Annotated in this window: 16 protein-coding genes and 1 other annotated feature; all 16 genes read right to left on the bottom strand. The window is 34.3% G+C overall.

Annotated elements, in window-relative coordinates; translation table 11 throughout:
• Window positions 1–7 precede the first annotated feature (7 nt).
• Window positions 8–1123, bottom strand: a complete 1116-nt coding sequence (locus tag HNQ35_RS03520; protein WP_146936950.1) for a Nif3-like dinuclear metal center hexameric protein — start codon at window positions 1121–1123, stop codon at window positions 8–10.
• On the bottom strand, window positions 1116–1829 hold the full coding sequence (locus tag HNQ35_RS03525) for a tRNA (adenine(22)-N(1))-methyltransferase (protein WP_221261414.1): 714 nt from the start codon (window positions 1827–1829) through the stop codon (window positions 1116–1118). The genes HNQ35_RS03520 and HNQ35_RS03525 overlap by 8 nt, the downstream gene beginning before the upstream one ends.
• 74 nt (window positions 1830–1903) lie before the next feature.
• The gene (gene cccA / locus HNQ35_RS03530) at window positions 1904–2266 is read right to left on the bottom strand and encodes a cytochrome c550 (protein WP_146936948.1); all 363 of its coding nucleotides are present in this window, start codon (window positions 2264–2266) and stop codon (window positions 1904–1906) included.
• A gap of 81 nt (window positions 2267–2347) precedes the next feature.
• Window positions 2348–2908: a hypothetical protein gene (locus HNQ35_RS03535; RefSeq protein ID WP_146936946.1), complete on the bottom strand. Its 561-nt coding sequence runs from the start codon at window positions 2906–2908 to the stop codon at window positions 2348–2350.
• A gap of 39 nt (window positions 2909–2947) precedes the next feature.
• Window positions 2948–4066 (bottom strand): RNA polymerase sigma factor RpoD, encoded by a 1119-nt coding sequence (rpoD, locus tag HNQ35_RS03540; protein WP_146936944.1) that lies wholly within the window; start codon window positions 4064–4066, stop codon window positions 2948–2950.
• A gap of 12 nt (window positions 4067–4078) precedes the next feature.
• On the bottom strand, window positions 4079–5911 hold the full coding sequence (gene dnaG, locus HNQ35_RS03545) for a DNA primase (protein ID WP_146936942.1): 1833 nt from the start codon (window positions 5909–5911) through the stop codon (window positions 4079–4081).
• Window positions 5912–6271: 360 nt separating this feature from the next.
• The gene (locus tag HNQ35_RS03550; protein WP_146936940.1) at window positions 6272–7081 is read right to left on the bottom strand and encodes a pyruvate, water dikinase regulatory protein; all 810 of its coding nucleotides are present in this window, start codon (window positions 7079–7081) and stop codon (window positions 6272–6274) included.
• Between the two features lie 20 nt (window positions 7082–7101).
• Complete coding sequence (ccpN, locus tag HNQ35_RS03555; RefSeq protein WP_146936938.1) at window positions 7102–7737, bottom strand: transcriptional regulator CcpN; 636 nt, start codon at window positions 7735–7737, stop codon at window positions 7102–7104.
• A 119-nt stretch (window positions 7738–7856) separates the two neighbouring features.
• Window positions 7857–9932: a glycine--tRNA ligase subunit beta gene (gene glyS / locus HNQ35_RS03560; protein ID WP_146936936.1), complete on the bottom strand. Its 2076-nt coding sequence runs from the start codon at window positions 9930–9932 to the stop codon at window positions 7857–7859.
• Window positions 9929–10810 carry a glycine--tRNA ligase subunit alpha gene (gene glyQ, locus HNQ35_RS03565; protein ID WP_146936934.1) on the bottom strand — a complete coding sequence of 294 codons (882 nt, stop codon included), beginning with the start codon at window positions 10808–10810 and terminating at the stop codon, window positions 9929–9931. Before glyQ ends, glyS begins: the two co-directional genes overlap by 4 nt.
• Before the next feature lie 56 nt (window positions 10811–10866).
• Window positions 10867–11037: a binding site (T-box leader), on the bottom strand.
• A 61-nt stretch (window positions 11038–11098) separates the two neighbouring features.
• On the bottom strand, window positions 11099–11839 hold the full coding sequence (gene recO / locus HNQ35_RS03570; protein WP_146936932.1) for a DNA repair protein RecO: 741 nt from the start codon (window positions 11837–11839) through the stop codon (window positions 11099–11101).
• A 24-nt stretch (window positions 11840–11863) separates the two neighbouring features.
• Complete coding sequence (locus HNQ35_RS03575) at window positions 11864–12001, bottom strand: YqzL family protein (protein WP_146936930.1); 138 nt, start codon at window positions 11999–12001, stop codon at window positions 11864–11866.
• Window positions 12002–12105: 104 nt separating this feature from the next.
• Window positions 12106–13011 carry a GTPase Era gene (gene era / locus HNQ35_RS03580; protein WP_146936929.1) on the bottom strand — a complete coding sequence of 302 codons (906 nt, stop codon included), beginning with the start codon at window positions 13009–13011 and terminating at the stop codon, window positions 12106–12108.
• 144 nt (window positions 13012–13155) lie between these two features.
• Window positions 13156–13521 carry a diacylglycerol kinase family protein gene (locus HNQ35_RS03585; RefSeq protein WP_146936928.1) on the bottom strand — a complete coding sequence of 122 codons (366 nt, stop codon included), beginning with the start codon at window positions 13519–13521 and terminating at the stop codon, window positions 13156–13158.
• Window positions 13511–13975 carry an rRNA maturation RNase YbeY gene (gene ybeY, locus HNQ35_RS03590; protein WP_146936926.1) on the bottom strand — a complete coding sequence of 155 codons (465 nt, stop codon included), beginning with the start codon at window positions 13973–13975 and terminating at the stop codon, window positions 13511–13513. The genes HNQ35_RS03585 and ybeY overlap by 11 nt, the downstream gene beginning before the upstream one ends.
• On the bottom strand, window positions 13975–16101 hold the full coding sequence (locus HNQ35_RS03595; protein ID WP_146936924.1) for an HD family phosphohydrolase: 2127 nt from the start codon (window positions 16099–16101) through the stop codon (window positions 13975–13977). Before HNQ35_RS03595 ends, ybeY begins: the two co-directional genes overlap by 1 nt.
• Between the last annotated feature and the right edge of the window lie 18 nt (window positions 16102–16119).

Here is a 16119-nt window from a genome sequence, read left to right on the forward strand (position 1 = left end):
ATACAAACTAAATAAATTGAAATGGTTCCGTATTAATTTTTGAAGCAATCACTTCTATAGATTCTTCACGAAGTATATTTACTAGATATGTCTTCGTAGCTTCAATCATTATCTTTTCAATATGATGCCCTGGATCAATAATTGATAAACCCATTTCTTGTGCAGTTTGAGCGGCATGGAATGTAATATCTCCTGTCACTAATACATCCACTTTCGCTTTATATGCATCTCCTATATATTTCTCACCACTACCGCCAATAATGGCTACTTTTTTAACATTTTTAGTTAAATCTCCTACTACTCTTACTGCTGGAACATCAAATGCCTGTTTAACCTTGTGACAAAGCCACTTCAAACTTTTAGCTCTCTCTAATTGACCTATCCGTCCTAAGCCATAGGGCATCCCTTTATTTTTTAAAGGATATACATCATAAGCTACTTCCTCATATGGATGAGCATGAACCATCGCGTTTACAGCATGTTCCAATTTAGAATGTTCGACAATCGTTTCGATCTTCATCTCAGCAACAGATGTTAAGTCATTTACTTCTCCAATAAATGGATTGGTTCCTTCTAATGGTTTAAATGTCCCTTGACCAGCTGTTTGAAATGTACAATGGCTATAATTACCAATATGTCCAGCACCACTTATACTTAAAGCATCCATTACTTCATGAACATGAGACTTTGGAACAAATACTGCAATCTTATACAATGGTTCTCTATATGTTTGAATAAGTGGTCGTCGTTTCTTTATATTTAATGCATCTCCTAATAAATCATTAACCCCACCTTGAGCGATATCCAAATTTGTATGACTGGCATATACTGTTATGTCATGTTGTAATAATTTTTGTATGATTCGTCCTTGTGGTAGGTCAAGGTCCAATTGTTTAATTGGTTTAAATAAGAGTGGATGATGGGCAATGATTAAATCTACATTGTTATTAATTGCTTCGTCAACAACTGCTTCTGTCACGTCAAGAGTGACCAATATCGTCTCAACTGTTTTTTTATACGAGCCTACTTGCATTCCGACAGGATCCCACTCATAAGCAAGAGTCTTAGGTGCCCATTTTTCCATAAGTTTAAACACATCTAAGGTCGTTCTCTTTTCACACATCGTCTAAAACCTCCTCAATCCAGCTTAATTCAAGTTCGAATCGAGCTATTTTTTCATTATTTCTCTTTTTGGCACGTTTCATTTGGTTTAATATGCGCGTGCGGACTTGTCGCTCTAATTGCCATTTTTCAATAAATAAAGGTCCGTTTTCTTTTTTAAGCTGCTTACCTAATAATAATTCTTTATCTGTCCATTTTTCTACCTTTTTATTTTTCAAAAGGTCCGCAATGATTATTTCATAAATATGTCCGTTTTCTTTAATTAATTGCTCATCTGTAATCGTATAGCCTAAATGAAGAAGTGCAACTCGTGCATCTCTCTCATCAATGTTGGGTTGTAAAATAATTCGTTTAATCTCCGTTTGTTTCAAGCGCCCTTTTTCTAAAATTTGTTTTATTAATGTTCCACCCATTCCAGCAATGACAAGTTCAAATGGAGTGTCATTTTCACCAATGATATCTAAGCCGTCACCAAGACGAACGTCTATTCGTTCGGATAATCCATATTTACTAACGGTTTGTTTAGAAGTTTGATATGGTCCTTCATTGACCTCACCTGCTATTGCTCTGGCTTCTAAATCATTTAAACAGACATAGCACGGTAAGTAGGCATGATCTGAACCAATATCTAAAAAATAACTCCCTTTTGATAAAAATGACGCAATCGTTTTTAGTCGTTTTGAAATTGGTACATGTTTTTCTATCATATACATATCCTCATTTTCAACCGGTAAAAGAAAAGCTTTCTGGCTTGCAGAAAGCTTTTCTTTTAATTATTGAATTATTTCTTTTCACTTAACCATTCAGCAATTGTGTCTGCTTCTTCAACACTAACTTGAACGGGCGGCATGCTGCCTCGACCTTTTTGGATAATTTCAGATATTTCTTCAGTAGACATCTTACTTCCAACATCTGTTAGTCCTGGACCCATACCACCGCCTAAATCAGCACCATGGCAAGACAAGCAATTTGCTTCGTATAGTGCTTCTGGATCATCACTAGCCACTTCTTCTGCTTTTCCTTCTCCATTTTGATCTGCCTGAATGGCTTCACGCTGACTTACTCCCATTCCAGAAACAATGACTATAGCTATAATCCCTATGATTGCAATGATTCCATAAGGGATTAGTGGGTTTCTTTTCATAGTCTTTTTCCTCCTTATGAATCCTGTATTTATAATATGTAGCATGAGCTATATACTATCTTACTCGAAATTCGCTTCAGTTTAAAGTACAACGTATGAAATTTTATAAACAAAATAAAAACAAACCATACATAAGCCGATCATACCACAGTATTTCACGTATTTTATATTTACTTTTCTTCCAATAACAAACCACATAAAAAAGTTTAGAAAAATAATAACGCCTGATACCCAATGCTTTTCTATAATAAGACGCACTAAGTATTCCGTTGAAATTAATATAAGAAACAGCATCGCCAACAGTGGAATATATACGTAATTCATATGTCGTTTTTTTAAATCATAAAGCACCCAAAGTGAATAGGACATAAAGAGACTTAATATTCCGATTTGCATTAACATGTGAAGTTCGGTAAAATAAATAACAAGAAATGAAAACGGTATCATAAGTAAGATGAGAGAAAGTTGGATCAGGAGGAGAGCACGTCCACCTGACCACCATGAGTTTCTTTCATCTTTCTCTATCGGTTCTCCTTTTGAGTAGAGATTAATAAGATAGTCACAATATGACTCTGGAAGGATTTTGTGTTCTTTCCAAAAGTTTATTTCATCTATAATCATTTTCGAGCGCTTATCTAACATCTCTCACACCTCGTAAAAGAAGCAAATCCACTAATTGTATTAATCCAGAAAGTCTTTTAATCGCTTACTGCGACTAGGGTGTCGTAATTTACGAAGTGCCTTAGCTTCAATTTGCCTAATTCTTTCACGCGTAACACCGAAAACTTTTCCAACTTCTTCAAGTGTTCGAGTACGTCCGTCATCTAGTCCAAAGCGAAGGCGTAAGACATTTTCTTCTCGATCTGTTAATGTATCTAATACATCTTCAAGTTGTTCTTTTAATAATTCATAAGCTGCATGTTCCGATGGTGAAACCGCTTCTTGATCCTCTATAAAATCTCCTAAATGCGAATCATCTTCTTCACCTATTGGTGTTTCTAATGAGACAGGCTCCTGTGCAATTTTTAAGATTTCACGCACTCTTTCTGGAGTTAAATCCATTTCTTCACCAATTTCTTCCGGCGTCGGCTCACGGCCTAAGTCTTGTAATAATTGACGTTGCACTCGAATAAGTTTATTAATCGTCTCAACCATATGAACAGGGATTCGAATAGTCCGTGCTTGGTCAGCAATGGCACGCGTAATTGCTTGGCGAATCCACCATGTTGCATACGTACTAAATTTAAATCCTTTCGTATGGTCAAATTTTTCAACCGCTTTTATAAGGCCCATATTTCCCTCCTGAATTAAATCGAGAAACAACATCCCACGGCCTACATAACGTTTAGCTATACTAACAACTAGACGTAGGTTAGCTTCAGCCAGGCGACGTTTAGCTTCTTCGTCCCCTTGCTTTATCCGAGTTGCCAGTTCCACCTCTTCTTCTGCAGTTAATAAGTCAACACGCCCTATTTCTTTTAAATACATACGTACTGGATCATTAATTTTAATCCCTAGTGGTACGCCCAAGTCTGGGGATTTACTCTCCTTTTGCTTCGATAATTGTTCAGCATCATCGGCATCTGAATCATCGGTGATTTCGATACCTTTTTCTTCTAAATACTCATAGAACTCATCAATTTGTTCAGAATCAAGTTCATAATGTGCTAATTTATTAGCAATTTCTTCATATTCTAAGGTGCCCTGTTTTTTTCCTATTTCTACAAGATGCTCCTTGGCTTGATCTAAAGTCATTTCCGGGTCAAATTCATGCACTTCATTTGTTGTATTATCAGCCATGAGTCCCCCTCCTTAAAATTCATTTCCATCGGTATTTTTACTTTTTTGTTGTTCTAAAATTTTTAATCCTATTTTTGCAGCAGTAATTGGATCATTTTGCTGTTCAGCCATTTTTTGTTCTCTTTTTAACTGATTTATATAAGAAACATCCTCATACTCTTCTCGAATAATTCGGATATAATCATTTATTTCATCATCACTTACTTCATAAACGGGTGATGTCATCGTTATTTCTGCTACTAAATGTTTTAATTTTTCATCCTTTAACTTCTCAATAAATAAGCTGATGTCTGGTGGGTTCCCCTCTTCATAATATGCGTATAAATGTGTCACAATAATCTTATGTTGATCAATATTAAACGAAGCACCTAATTCCTCTTTTACTTTATCAGTTATCGTCCGATCTTGTAGCATATATACAATAAGCTGTCTTTCCGCTTTATGAAATGCTGGTAATAACTGATTTTTCGCGTAAAAATGTTTCGTATTTTTATTAGTATAATTATCTTTCTTTCTGTTATCTTGCTGCCTTTTATTTGGTTTTAAAAAGGCTTTTATCTCTTGATTGAGTGATTCTAAAGTAAAATTAAATTCACTTGCCAATATTTTTAAGTAATACTCACGTTCGATTGAACTGTTAATGTTAGCAAGCTCCTTAAGTACTGTTTGGATATAACGTAATTGATCGCTTTTAGATTGGAGTTTAAAATCTTTCTTTAAATAACGCATATAGAATGACATAAATGTTTCACTTGGTTGAAGTACTTTATTAATAAAATTATCTCCACCATATGTTTGAATATACGTATCAGGATCGACGCCATTTTTTAATACAGCAATTTTCACATGACAATCCACTTGTTCAAGTAGGCGTGCTGCCCGATATGTTGCTTCAATTCCTGCCTCGTCAGAGTCATAACAAATGGTTACAGTATCAACATAACGCCTTAATAAACGTGCTTGAGATTCTGTTAATGATGTCCCCATTGTTGCTACAACATTCTTAATACCAGCTTGGTAAGCTGTAATAACATCCATATAACCTTCAAACAATATCGCTTCATTTTCTTTTCGGATATACTTCTTAGCTAAATCAAAATTATATAGAATTTTACTTTTTTGAAACAAGCTACTCTCGGAACTATTCAAATACTTTGGTTCTTGTTTATCAATAGATCTCGCACCGAACCCTACAGTTATACCAAGATGATTTCGAATTGGGAAAATAACTCGTCCAAAAAAACGATCAATGATTTCTCCGTCCGATTGATTGACTAGAATCCCAGCTTTTTGTAGTAGTTGAAGATGGAACCCTTTTTTCTTAAGAAAAGAGGCTGTGAAGGTTTTTTCATTTGGTGCATAACCAAGTTTAAATAAATCGACAGTTTCATTTGTTAAACCACGTTTTGCAATATACTCTTTACCTTCTTGTCCATCTTTAGAAAATCTTAATAAGTAATGGTAAAGTTTTTCTAACCATTTGTATGCAGATAATATTTGCTCATTACTACTTGATGTCGTATGCGTCTTAGTTGATTGCCTAATAGATTGTGGCAATTCAATCCCACGACGGTCAGCTAAGTATGTTATTGCTTCAATAAAAGTAAATCCTTCTAATTCCATTAGAAACGTAATGACATTGCCACCTTTACCACAACCAAAACAATGAAAAATTTGTTTGTCTTTTGTTACAGAGAAAGATGGCGTTTTTTCATCGTGAAAAGGACATAGTCCGAAATAATTTCGGCCTTGTTTTTTTAGCTGAACATAATCACTTATCACATCAACGATATCATTTGCATTTCTAATATCTTCGATGACGTCTTCGGGAACAAAATTTGACAAATCAACCACCATTCTTCGATTTTATTCACGCCACATTCTATGAATCTGCAAAAATCGACATTTTTCTTACTAGACTCGAAAAAAATCCCTTCTAAACAACCATGTTTATCATAGAAGGTCTTTTTTTATCTCATATTTAGCGTATCTCATACATGTCATAGATACTATATTATATTTATTCGACATCTTAATGCAGAATCCTTCTTTCTGACCAATGTTTAATTTTTCCGAATATAAAACAATAGATATTTCGCTTAATTTCGCTGAAGCTGAATCAGCTTTCACGGACATACATTGTAGTACATTTTACATTAAAATGCTAATCATATGATTCTATTTTACTAGAGTTTAAGATTTTATTTATTCTTCATGCTGCATATAATGCATCACAATGTTCGCTGTCTCCTCAACAGCTTTATTTGATACATCGATCACTCTACAACCAATTTTTTTAACAATTGTATCGAAATATTCGAGTTCTTTATGAATTCTACTTATGTTTGCGTATGTCGCTTGACTACCTAATCCGAGTGCTTTGAGTCTTTCTTTTCGAATATCAAACAATTTCTCTGAACTAATTTTGAGACCTATACATTTTTTTGGATCAACATGATATAGCTCTTCAGGTGGCTCTACCTCTGGTACAATTGGTATGTTAGCTACTTTAAATCTTTTTAAAGCTAAATATTGTGAAAGAGGTGTCTTAGATGTTCTTGATACACCTATTAATATAATATCCGCATGAGAAATTCCTCTTGGGTCTCGTCCATCATCATACTTCACAGCAAATTCAATCGCTTCAATTCGTTTAAAATAGTCTTTATCTAATTTATGGACAAGTCCTGGTTCAAGCTTTGGCTTTTCTTGAAATGCTTGCTCCATTGCCTCAAGCATTGGCCCCATAATATCAATAACAGCAATATTTAATCGCTCTCCTTGTTGATTGATATATGCTCTTAATTTAGGATCGACAATTGTAAAGCCAATAATTACTGCTTCTTGTTTAGCCAATTGCATGGCTTCATCAACCGTTTTCGAATCATTTACATAGGGGATGCGTTGGATCTTATATTCTCCATTATTAAACTGACTTAAACCTGCTTTCATCACTAATTCAGCTGTTTCTCCAACAGAATCAGATAAAACATATGCAATCGGTTTTCTCTCCATCAGTTTACTCCTTCCTCTTCTTATAAATGTTGGTCGGAATCTGTCACTAATTCAACAAAGGCCTTTGTAATTGTCGTTTTCGTTATTCTACCAATAACTTCTAATCCAGATGCTTTATCTCGCACAACTGGAACACCATCAATTTGACGATCAATAAGTAATTTTGCCACCTGGAATAAGGGGTCTTCTTTTCGACACACGGCAATATTCGGCATTCTCGTCATGATAATATGAACAGGAATAGCGCTTAATTTTTGCTGACCTATACTTGCACGTAATAAATCCTTACGTGATAAAACACCAGTCAAAAATCCTTTGTCATCGACAACAAATAATGTTCCAACATCTTCTAAAAACATCGTTGTAATTGCATCATATACCGATACACTTTCATTCACAACTATCGGAATCGATACATATTCATGTACCATAATTTTTTTTATTTTTTCCGTTAAGAGTTCTGTTCCTGTTTTTCCTGTATAGAAATACCCGACACGGGGCCGGGCTTCTAAATATCCAGCCATCGTTAATATGGCAAGATCAGGACGTAAAGTTGCTCTTGTTAAGTTAAGAAAATCTGCAATGTTTTCACCCGTAATCGGACCATTTTCCTTAACGATTTCTACGATTTTCTTCTGCCTATCTGATAATTCCACCTAAATCACCACCCCACCACTCAATATGACATACTATATATAATTATATTATATATGATTTAGGAGTGAAAGGATATGTATGTCATACAATTGTTGGAAACACAATAATCTACCCTTAATTAAAAGTGTTGGTTCCATTCAATTAATTGTAAATTAGCAAAAGAGTGGATTAGGGTCGATATTTCATACAATAAAGCTAAGCGATTATGACGTATATGTTCTTCTTTGGCCATAACCATATTATGTTCAAAAAACTCATGAATTGGATCTGATAATCTAGCCAAAGCATTTAATGCTTGATTAGCATCAGCAGCTTCTGAATAAACTTCTTTTGTTTCTAAATAAGATTGATATAATACCTTTTCCGAAGGTGTGCTTAGGATATCAACATCAATCTTCGTTCGTTCTGCTTTTTCTGATAAGTTTAGCACGCGAACAAGCGCTTCTTGCGTTGTTTTAAAAGTTTCTTCATTTCTTTTTCTAGATAATAATTGGGCTTTATCTTTGGCATAGGCTAAAACACCAATTTCATGATCAATAACTGCTCTAATAATATCAGATTCAATTGATTGCTGTTTAAATAAATATTCAATCCGATGCTTTAAAAAGGATAGGACAGCTTCTGATAATTCTGTTGATTCCATACCCGGAATATCAATATTCTTATATAAGTCAATAGCAATTTGCACAATATCTTCTACTTTAATTTGCCACTTTTCTTTATCCATAATTCGTAAAATACCGATAGCTTGGCGTCTTAATCCATAAGGGTCTTGAGAACCAGTTGGTCTTAAACCAACATGAATACACCCAACAATCGTATCTAATTTATCCGCAACACTTACGATAGAACCAATAATCGTATTCGGCAATTCTCCCTGAGCATGAAGTGGCATATAATGTTCACTTATCGCCTTAGCGACATCAGCATCTTCACCTTTTAATAAAGCATATTTCTCTCCCATGACACCTTGTAATTCTGTAAATTCATTAACCATATTTGTTACTAAATCAAACTTGCTTAGTGAAGCGGCTTGGACTGATTTACGAACCAAATCTTTATTTAATTGAAGTCGTTTCGCTATCTTTTCCGTCATTAACTTAACCCTCTGTACTTTATCATGGATCGTCCCTAACTTTTCTTGAAATACAACGGTTTTAAGCATTTCCTGAAACGAATCAATTTCAATATTTTGATCCTCTTCATAGAAGAAACGCGCATCTGCTAAACGTGCACGGAGAACTTTCTCATTTCCCTTAACGACATTGTCTAAAGCATATTGATCACCGTTACGGACGCCAATGAAATGTGGTAATAATTGACCATCTGTTGATTTTACCGGGAAATATCGTTGATGTTCTTTCATCGAAATAATTAGAACTTCCTCTGGTAAATCAAGAAATTCCTTCTCAAAGTTCCCCATAAAAACAGTTGGATACTCGACAAGATTACGCACTTCATTTAGTAACTTCTCATCGATTGGAATATGAACATGTTCATTTTTTTCAATTTCCTTAATGCCTTCTAAAATTGAGGTTTCACGTTTTTTCGGATCTACGATGACATATTGCTCTTGTAATAGCATTTCATATTGTTTCGGTTCGGTAATGGTAACATTTTCTCCTAGAAAGCGATGTCCTTTTGTGACATTTCCTGTTTTGACATGTGCTATTTCAAACGGTATGACCTTATCACCAAAAAGTGCGACTAACCAACGAATAGGACGAGCATAACGAATTGATTCTTCCCCCCAACGCATCGTTTGATTGAAAGGAATAGACAGAATAATGTCTTTAAAAGCAGGGAGAATGGAAAATGTTTCTTTTCCGTCTGTTCGTTTTTTAATAAATGTATAAGTTGTTCCATTTATGTCTTTTGTATATAGATCATCTGTTGTTTTACCTTGACCCTTTGTGAAACCAATAGCAGCTTTTGTCCAACTTCCTTGTTCATCTTTGGCAATTTTAAGAGCTGGTCCGCGCACCTCTTCTTCTATTGATTTCTGCTTATGGCTGACTTGGCGAATTAAAACTGCTAATCTTCTCGGTGTAGAAAAAGTAACGATTTCAGAAAATGGAATTCGCATTTCTTTAAACCATGATATTGTGCGAGCTTTTAATTCTCGTTCAGCTTGATCGATAAAGCGTGCTGGTAATTCTTCAACACCTATTTCAAACAAAACATCAGTACTCATTCTTGTTCCTCCTTGTTCAGCATTGGAAAACCAAGTTCTTCTCTTTTCGCAACGTACGATTTGGCAATTTCACGTGCTAAATGACGAACACGTCCGATATAACCTGTTCTCTCAGTAACTGAAATAACTCCACGTGCATCCAATAAGTTAAATGTATGTGAACATTTAAGCACGTAATCATATGCAGGAAAAACTAGTCCTTTTTCCATCACGCGTTTAGCTTCATTTTCATACATGTTGAACAGTTTAAACAATAAGTCGGTGTCTGATAGTTCAAATGTGTAAGTTGAATGCTCATATTCAGGTTGTAAGAAAATATCTCCAACCGTTATTCCTTCTGTCCATTCTAAGTCAAACACATTTTCCTTATCTTGTATGTAAGAAGCAAGTCTTTCAATTCCATATGTTAATTCTACCGTCACAGGATGCGCCTCTAAGCCACCAATTTGTTGGAAATACGTAAATTGGGTAATTTCCATACCATCTAACCAAACTTCCCATCCGAGCCCAGCTGCACCTAGAGTTGGGTTTTCCCAGTTATCTTCTACAAAGCGTATATCATGCTCTAAAGGATCAATCCCGATTGCTTTTAATGACTCTAAATATAAATCTTGAATGTTAGCTGGCGATGGTTTGATTACGACTTGAAATTGATGGTGTTGATATAATCGGTTTGGATTTTCACCATATCTTCCATCTGCTGGACGACGTGAAGGTTCAACATAAGCTGCACGCCAAGGTTCAGGTCCTAAACTTCTAAGCAACGTCATCGGTGACATCGTACCTGCTCCTTTTTCCACATCATAAGCTTGTACGATCACACAATTGTGCTTGGACCAAAATTTTTGTAAGTTCAATATCATTTCTTGAATATTCATTACAACCCCTCCATTTCAAAGCTTATACATAAAAAAGTCCCTATGTCTCCATTAGACATAGGGACGGATCATCCGCGGTTCCACCCTATTTGCCCATCCATAAGATGAGCCACTTATCAAAATATGCTCCGGAGTGCCTTCTTTACCACTTTACTATTCAGCTCACACAATCCTGAACTCGCTAGAAGTAAATAATAGTAAATACTTTTCTCCATCACAGCATGAAATATATGTAAAATAATACATGAGTCAGCTATAAATTGTCAAGTATAAACTGCCATAATATCCTTATAATTTTTCGATTTGTTTTAAAAAGCGACGTGTTTTTAAATAATAGCCACCATAATGATCATAATAGGCATCAAGTAGACGACGAAATAAAAGCGTATTCTCTGGCTTTACTGATATATTACCAATCCGGTTAAGACTAACATGACTAAATAAATAAAGCAATTTAACTAATGTTTCAGAAAGAAATATCGCATCACCGTCTACATGACGACATTTCGTACAAAGAAGTCCTCCTTCTTTAATTGAAAAAGCAAATGGAAATTGTTTATTCGAGCAGCGTACACATCTATCGAGCACAGGAGAAAAGCCTCCGACTTCATACATTTTAAGTTCGTACATCATAATCGGAATCTCCACTTCATCCTTCTCAGCTATCCAATGCATCGTCTGGTACAATTCATATAGTAAAAAATCTTGTGGATTTTTGTCTTCAATCATTTTATAAGTTAATTCTGCAAGGTATGCTGCATAAGCTGTTTTATATATATCTTCACGGATTGGTCGAAAAGATTCAATGATCTCTCCTTGTTGAATTGTGCCTAGACCTGAACCTAAATAAACTAAAAAATTTCCATAAATGAACGGCTGCGTCATCGCAGCCATTCTACTTTTTGGCTTTTTAGCACCTCTAGCCACTGCAGTAAACTTACCAATATGCTTTCCGAAAATAGTTACGATTTTATGTGTTTCTCTAAAATCTTGAGTTTTCAATATAATGCCTTCGATTTTCTCAAGCACATTTTTTTCCTCTCTTCTTATGCACTACTCGCTATCTTCTATACGTGAAATCATCTCTTGATTACTTTCTTTCGACATATTACTTTCTTCCAATTCTTTTAACAATAGATAAGTTTCTATATTTCCTGTTTTACTAAATAATTTCCAAGTTAAGTCAATCATAAAACCACCTTCCTTATACTTGAAAAATACTAAACAGTTATACGGTGCTTATTTGTTAGATTATCCATGAAAAATAAATCAATGATGATTAAAAATTACCAGCATTAATATTCTTCTTTATTAAAACCTAATTGTTCTAAATGATATAATTTATTACGCCAATCCTCTTTTACTTTAACCCATAACTCTAAAAAGACTTTTGATCCTAATAATTTTTCGATATCTTGGCGTGCTCTCATACCAATTTCTTTTAACATCTTTCCTTGTTTACCTATAATAATCCCTTTTTGGGATTTTCTTTCTGTAATAATTGTTGCCTGAATATAGACCGTATTTGAGGAACGCTTTTCAATGGTATCAATCACCACGGCAATTGAATGAGGTATTTCTTCACGTGTTAAATGTAAAGCTTTTTCACGAATTAATTCGCTAATAATAAAGCGCTCTGGATGATCTGTTATTTGTTCATCTGGGTAATACTTCGGCCCCTCTGGTAATTCGTTCGCAATTAAATCTAAAAGTTGTGGAACATTATGGCCTTCACCTGCTGATATTGGAACAATTTCTTTAAAATGGTACTTTTCTTTATATAACTCAATCAATGGTAAGACGTCTTCCTGTTTGATTAAATCAACTTTGTTGATGATTAAAAAAACTGGCTTATTAACTGATTGTAAGAGATCCATAATATATTGATCTCCTTTGCCATAACCCTCTTCAGCATTAATCATGAACAGTACGAGATCGACTTCATTTAAGGTATCCACTGCTATTTTAACCATAAAGTCACCTAAACGATGCTTCGGTTTATGAATTCCAGGTGTGTCAATGAAAACAAATTGTGCATCATCACGTGTTAAGACTCCTTGAATTTTATTTCGCGTCGTTTGTGGTTTATCACTCATGATTGCTATTTTTTGACCAATAACATAATTTAAAAATGTTGATTTTCCGACATTTGGTCTTCCAATGATTGAGATAAATCCTGATTTGTAATGATTTGTTTGCATATAATCCTCCACTTTTTCGGATAAATTAATGTGATTTGTTATTATCATACTATAAAATATTCATCATTTCATGCTTTCGACAAACGTTATAAAAAAGTATAAAAATGTGACAAAAACAAAAAGAGACCTGCTTTTTCAAGTCCCTTATTGCCATAATTCACAGACATATGGTATAAATACTATTAATCCTACAAAAACCGAGATGATGGCAGCGATTAAAACGGCTCCTGCTGCAAGGTCCTTAATCTTCTTGGCCATTGGATGAATGTCTGGTTTAACATAATCAATCAATCGCTCAATTGCACTGTTAACAGTTTCAGCAACGAGTACGAGTCCTATAACGAGTAGAAGGGCTAACCATTCAAAACGACTAACTTTTAACATAATACCTGTGAAAACAACTAAAGATGTTATAAAGAGATGAATCCGAAAATTTCTTTCTTCTTTAATCACAAAATAAATTCCAGACCAGGCATATTTAAAACCTATCGATGGTTTTTTACCTTTCAAGACCAAACGCTCCTAAAATTTCATTTTGTCGTAAAAACATTTCTTTTTCATCTTTTTCATTTATATGATTATAACCTAATAAATGTAAGAATCCATGAACTGCTAAAAATCCGAGCTCTCTTTCAAATGAGTGGCCATATTCTTCAGCCTGTTCCGTCGCTTTCTCGACAGAAATAATAATATCACCTAATAATATAGGTAATGATTTAGATTGAATAGCTAATTCACCTGCCTCCTCTTCTTCTAGTGCAAATGAAATAACATCTGTCACTTCATCTCGATTACGGTATGTTCGATTAATGATTTGAATCTCCTCATTTGTAACAAAACTGACAGAAACCTCTGAGTTAGAGTTTACTTGCTCTTTTTCCGCTGCAAATCGTAAAAGTTCATGGATTAATTGCTTATGAGATTCTGTTAATAACATCGTTTTATCTGTACAATCAATCTGCATTATGCTTTCTCCTTTATCGGGTATTGAATACGTGAATGAAATATTCCTTTTAACGTGTCACAAATGGCACGTTGAGCAATCTTAAGCTCCTTGAATGTAATCGAACATTCATCAAACTGTCCATCTGTTAGGCGATCATTTATGATAGAAGCAACAATATCTTCAATCTTTTCCTCCGTCGGTTCTTTTAATGAACGTACAGCCGCTTCAACAGAGTCACAAATTGATACAATGGCTGTTTCTTTTGTTTGTGGTTTCGGTCCGGGATAACGAAAGTCTGACTCTATAACTTGGTCATCACGTTCTTTTTCTTTAAAATAAAAATACTTTAATAAAGTGGTTCCATGATGTTGCTCAGCAATATCTATAATTTCTTTTGGCATTTTATATTTTTTCAACATATCTACACCATCATATGGGTGTGCAATGATAATTTTAGCACTTTCTCTAGGATCAATAAAATCATGAGGATTTTGAATGGCCAATTGATTTTCAATAAAATAGTGGGGTCTCACCGTTTTACCGATATCATGGTAATAAGCACCAACCCGAGCGAGTAATCCATTGACACCGATTGCCTCACACGCTGTCTCACTTAAATTTGCTACCATAATGGAATGATGATAGGTACCAGGTGCTTCTGTTAATAATTTTTTTAATAACGGATGATTTGGATTAGATAACTGTAATAATTTTATATCTGATAAAATGCCTAATCCCGTTTCAAAAAATGGCAGAAGTCCTATCGTAAAGACAGCTGATAAAAAAGCTGAAGCTACTGCATATCCTGACTGTAGAAACACATCAGATAACGTATATTTTTCAAAAGACAAGAATATAAATAAAATAACTGTAATGACATTGACGAAGGACATCCCTATACCTGATTTAATAATCGTTAATCTATCTTTAACATTCATTAAGAAAATAATAGCTGCCATTTGCGAAAAGAAAAAATAAATGCCTGCTTGTATATTTAATGAACCTGGTATTTCACCATTGAAAATAATAGAACCTAAAATCGCAATAGTTGAAGCTAAAACAACTGCTAATCTTTCATTGATTAACAATTTTATTAATAATGCACCTGTAGCAACAGGAACAATATAATATAATTCGTTCGTGGAAGTTGTAAAGCTGCTTATAACCTTCATTAATGATGCGATTAATAAGATTATTAATAACACAGATATAAAAGTACCTTTATTCAATTGACTCTTTTTATCTAACCGATATATTTCATAGCCGATAATGGATACAATCATCATAAGTAAAAGACTTAAACCGATAATTGGATAAAAGTTGCGTTCCTCACTTAATAACCCTACGAGCTTTAATTCTTCATAAATTTCATTTGTAATTGTTTGACCTTCTCGAACAATTATTTCACCCGCACGAATAATAACAGGATCTACATTACTTGCTGCTTCTTTTTGTGCTTCCATCGTTTTATCATAGTCAAAAAATGAATTTTCAACGATTGCAAATTCAGCAATTCTCGTAAGATTTTTTTTATATTCTTCATCAAGATCCGTATATTTAATACTTGATCGTACTTCTGATGTTGCACGTTCTTTATTTTCCATGCGAACACCACTCGTTAAGACATCTTTTACAGATTTAATCACAATTTCTTTACCACGTTTTCTATCCTTTTCATCCAACTCAATGAGATAAGAAAACACACTATCATTAATCTGCTCTTTAATCTCTGGTGACAAAATTTGTTTTAATTGTTGTAATTTTTCTTGATGATTAATAGGCATATCTGATTTTTTGGTGTCTTTTTGCCACTCTTTCTTTTCTAAAGTTGTTATCGCTTCAAAAATTTCATCGATATAGTGAAGGCGTTGTGCAGTTATTTCGTCAGATATCGTGTAACGATCTTCTACCGCTTGGACTGCCTCACGTGTCTTTCGTTCAGTCTCATTCTCATTTTCAATTGTAATGGGCGAACGAATTGTTTCTTTTGCTGTATTAAATCGTTTAATGTCATATGTTTTTGTATGAACATTATTCAATGTTAAAAACAGCAAAATAACGCCTAATATGAATAACGGAACACCAATTGAAATCCATTTAATTTGACGAACAGAGCGAAATATTTTAGCTACTCTCGATTTCATTTAAATCACCTCACTTCT

Origin of the sequence: Cerasibacillus quisquiliarum, assembly GCF_014202495.1 — a bacterium.
Taxonomy (GTDB): domain Bacteria; phylum Bacillota; class Bacilli; order Bacillales; family Amphibacillaceae; genus Cerasibacillus; species Cerasibacillus quisquiliarum.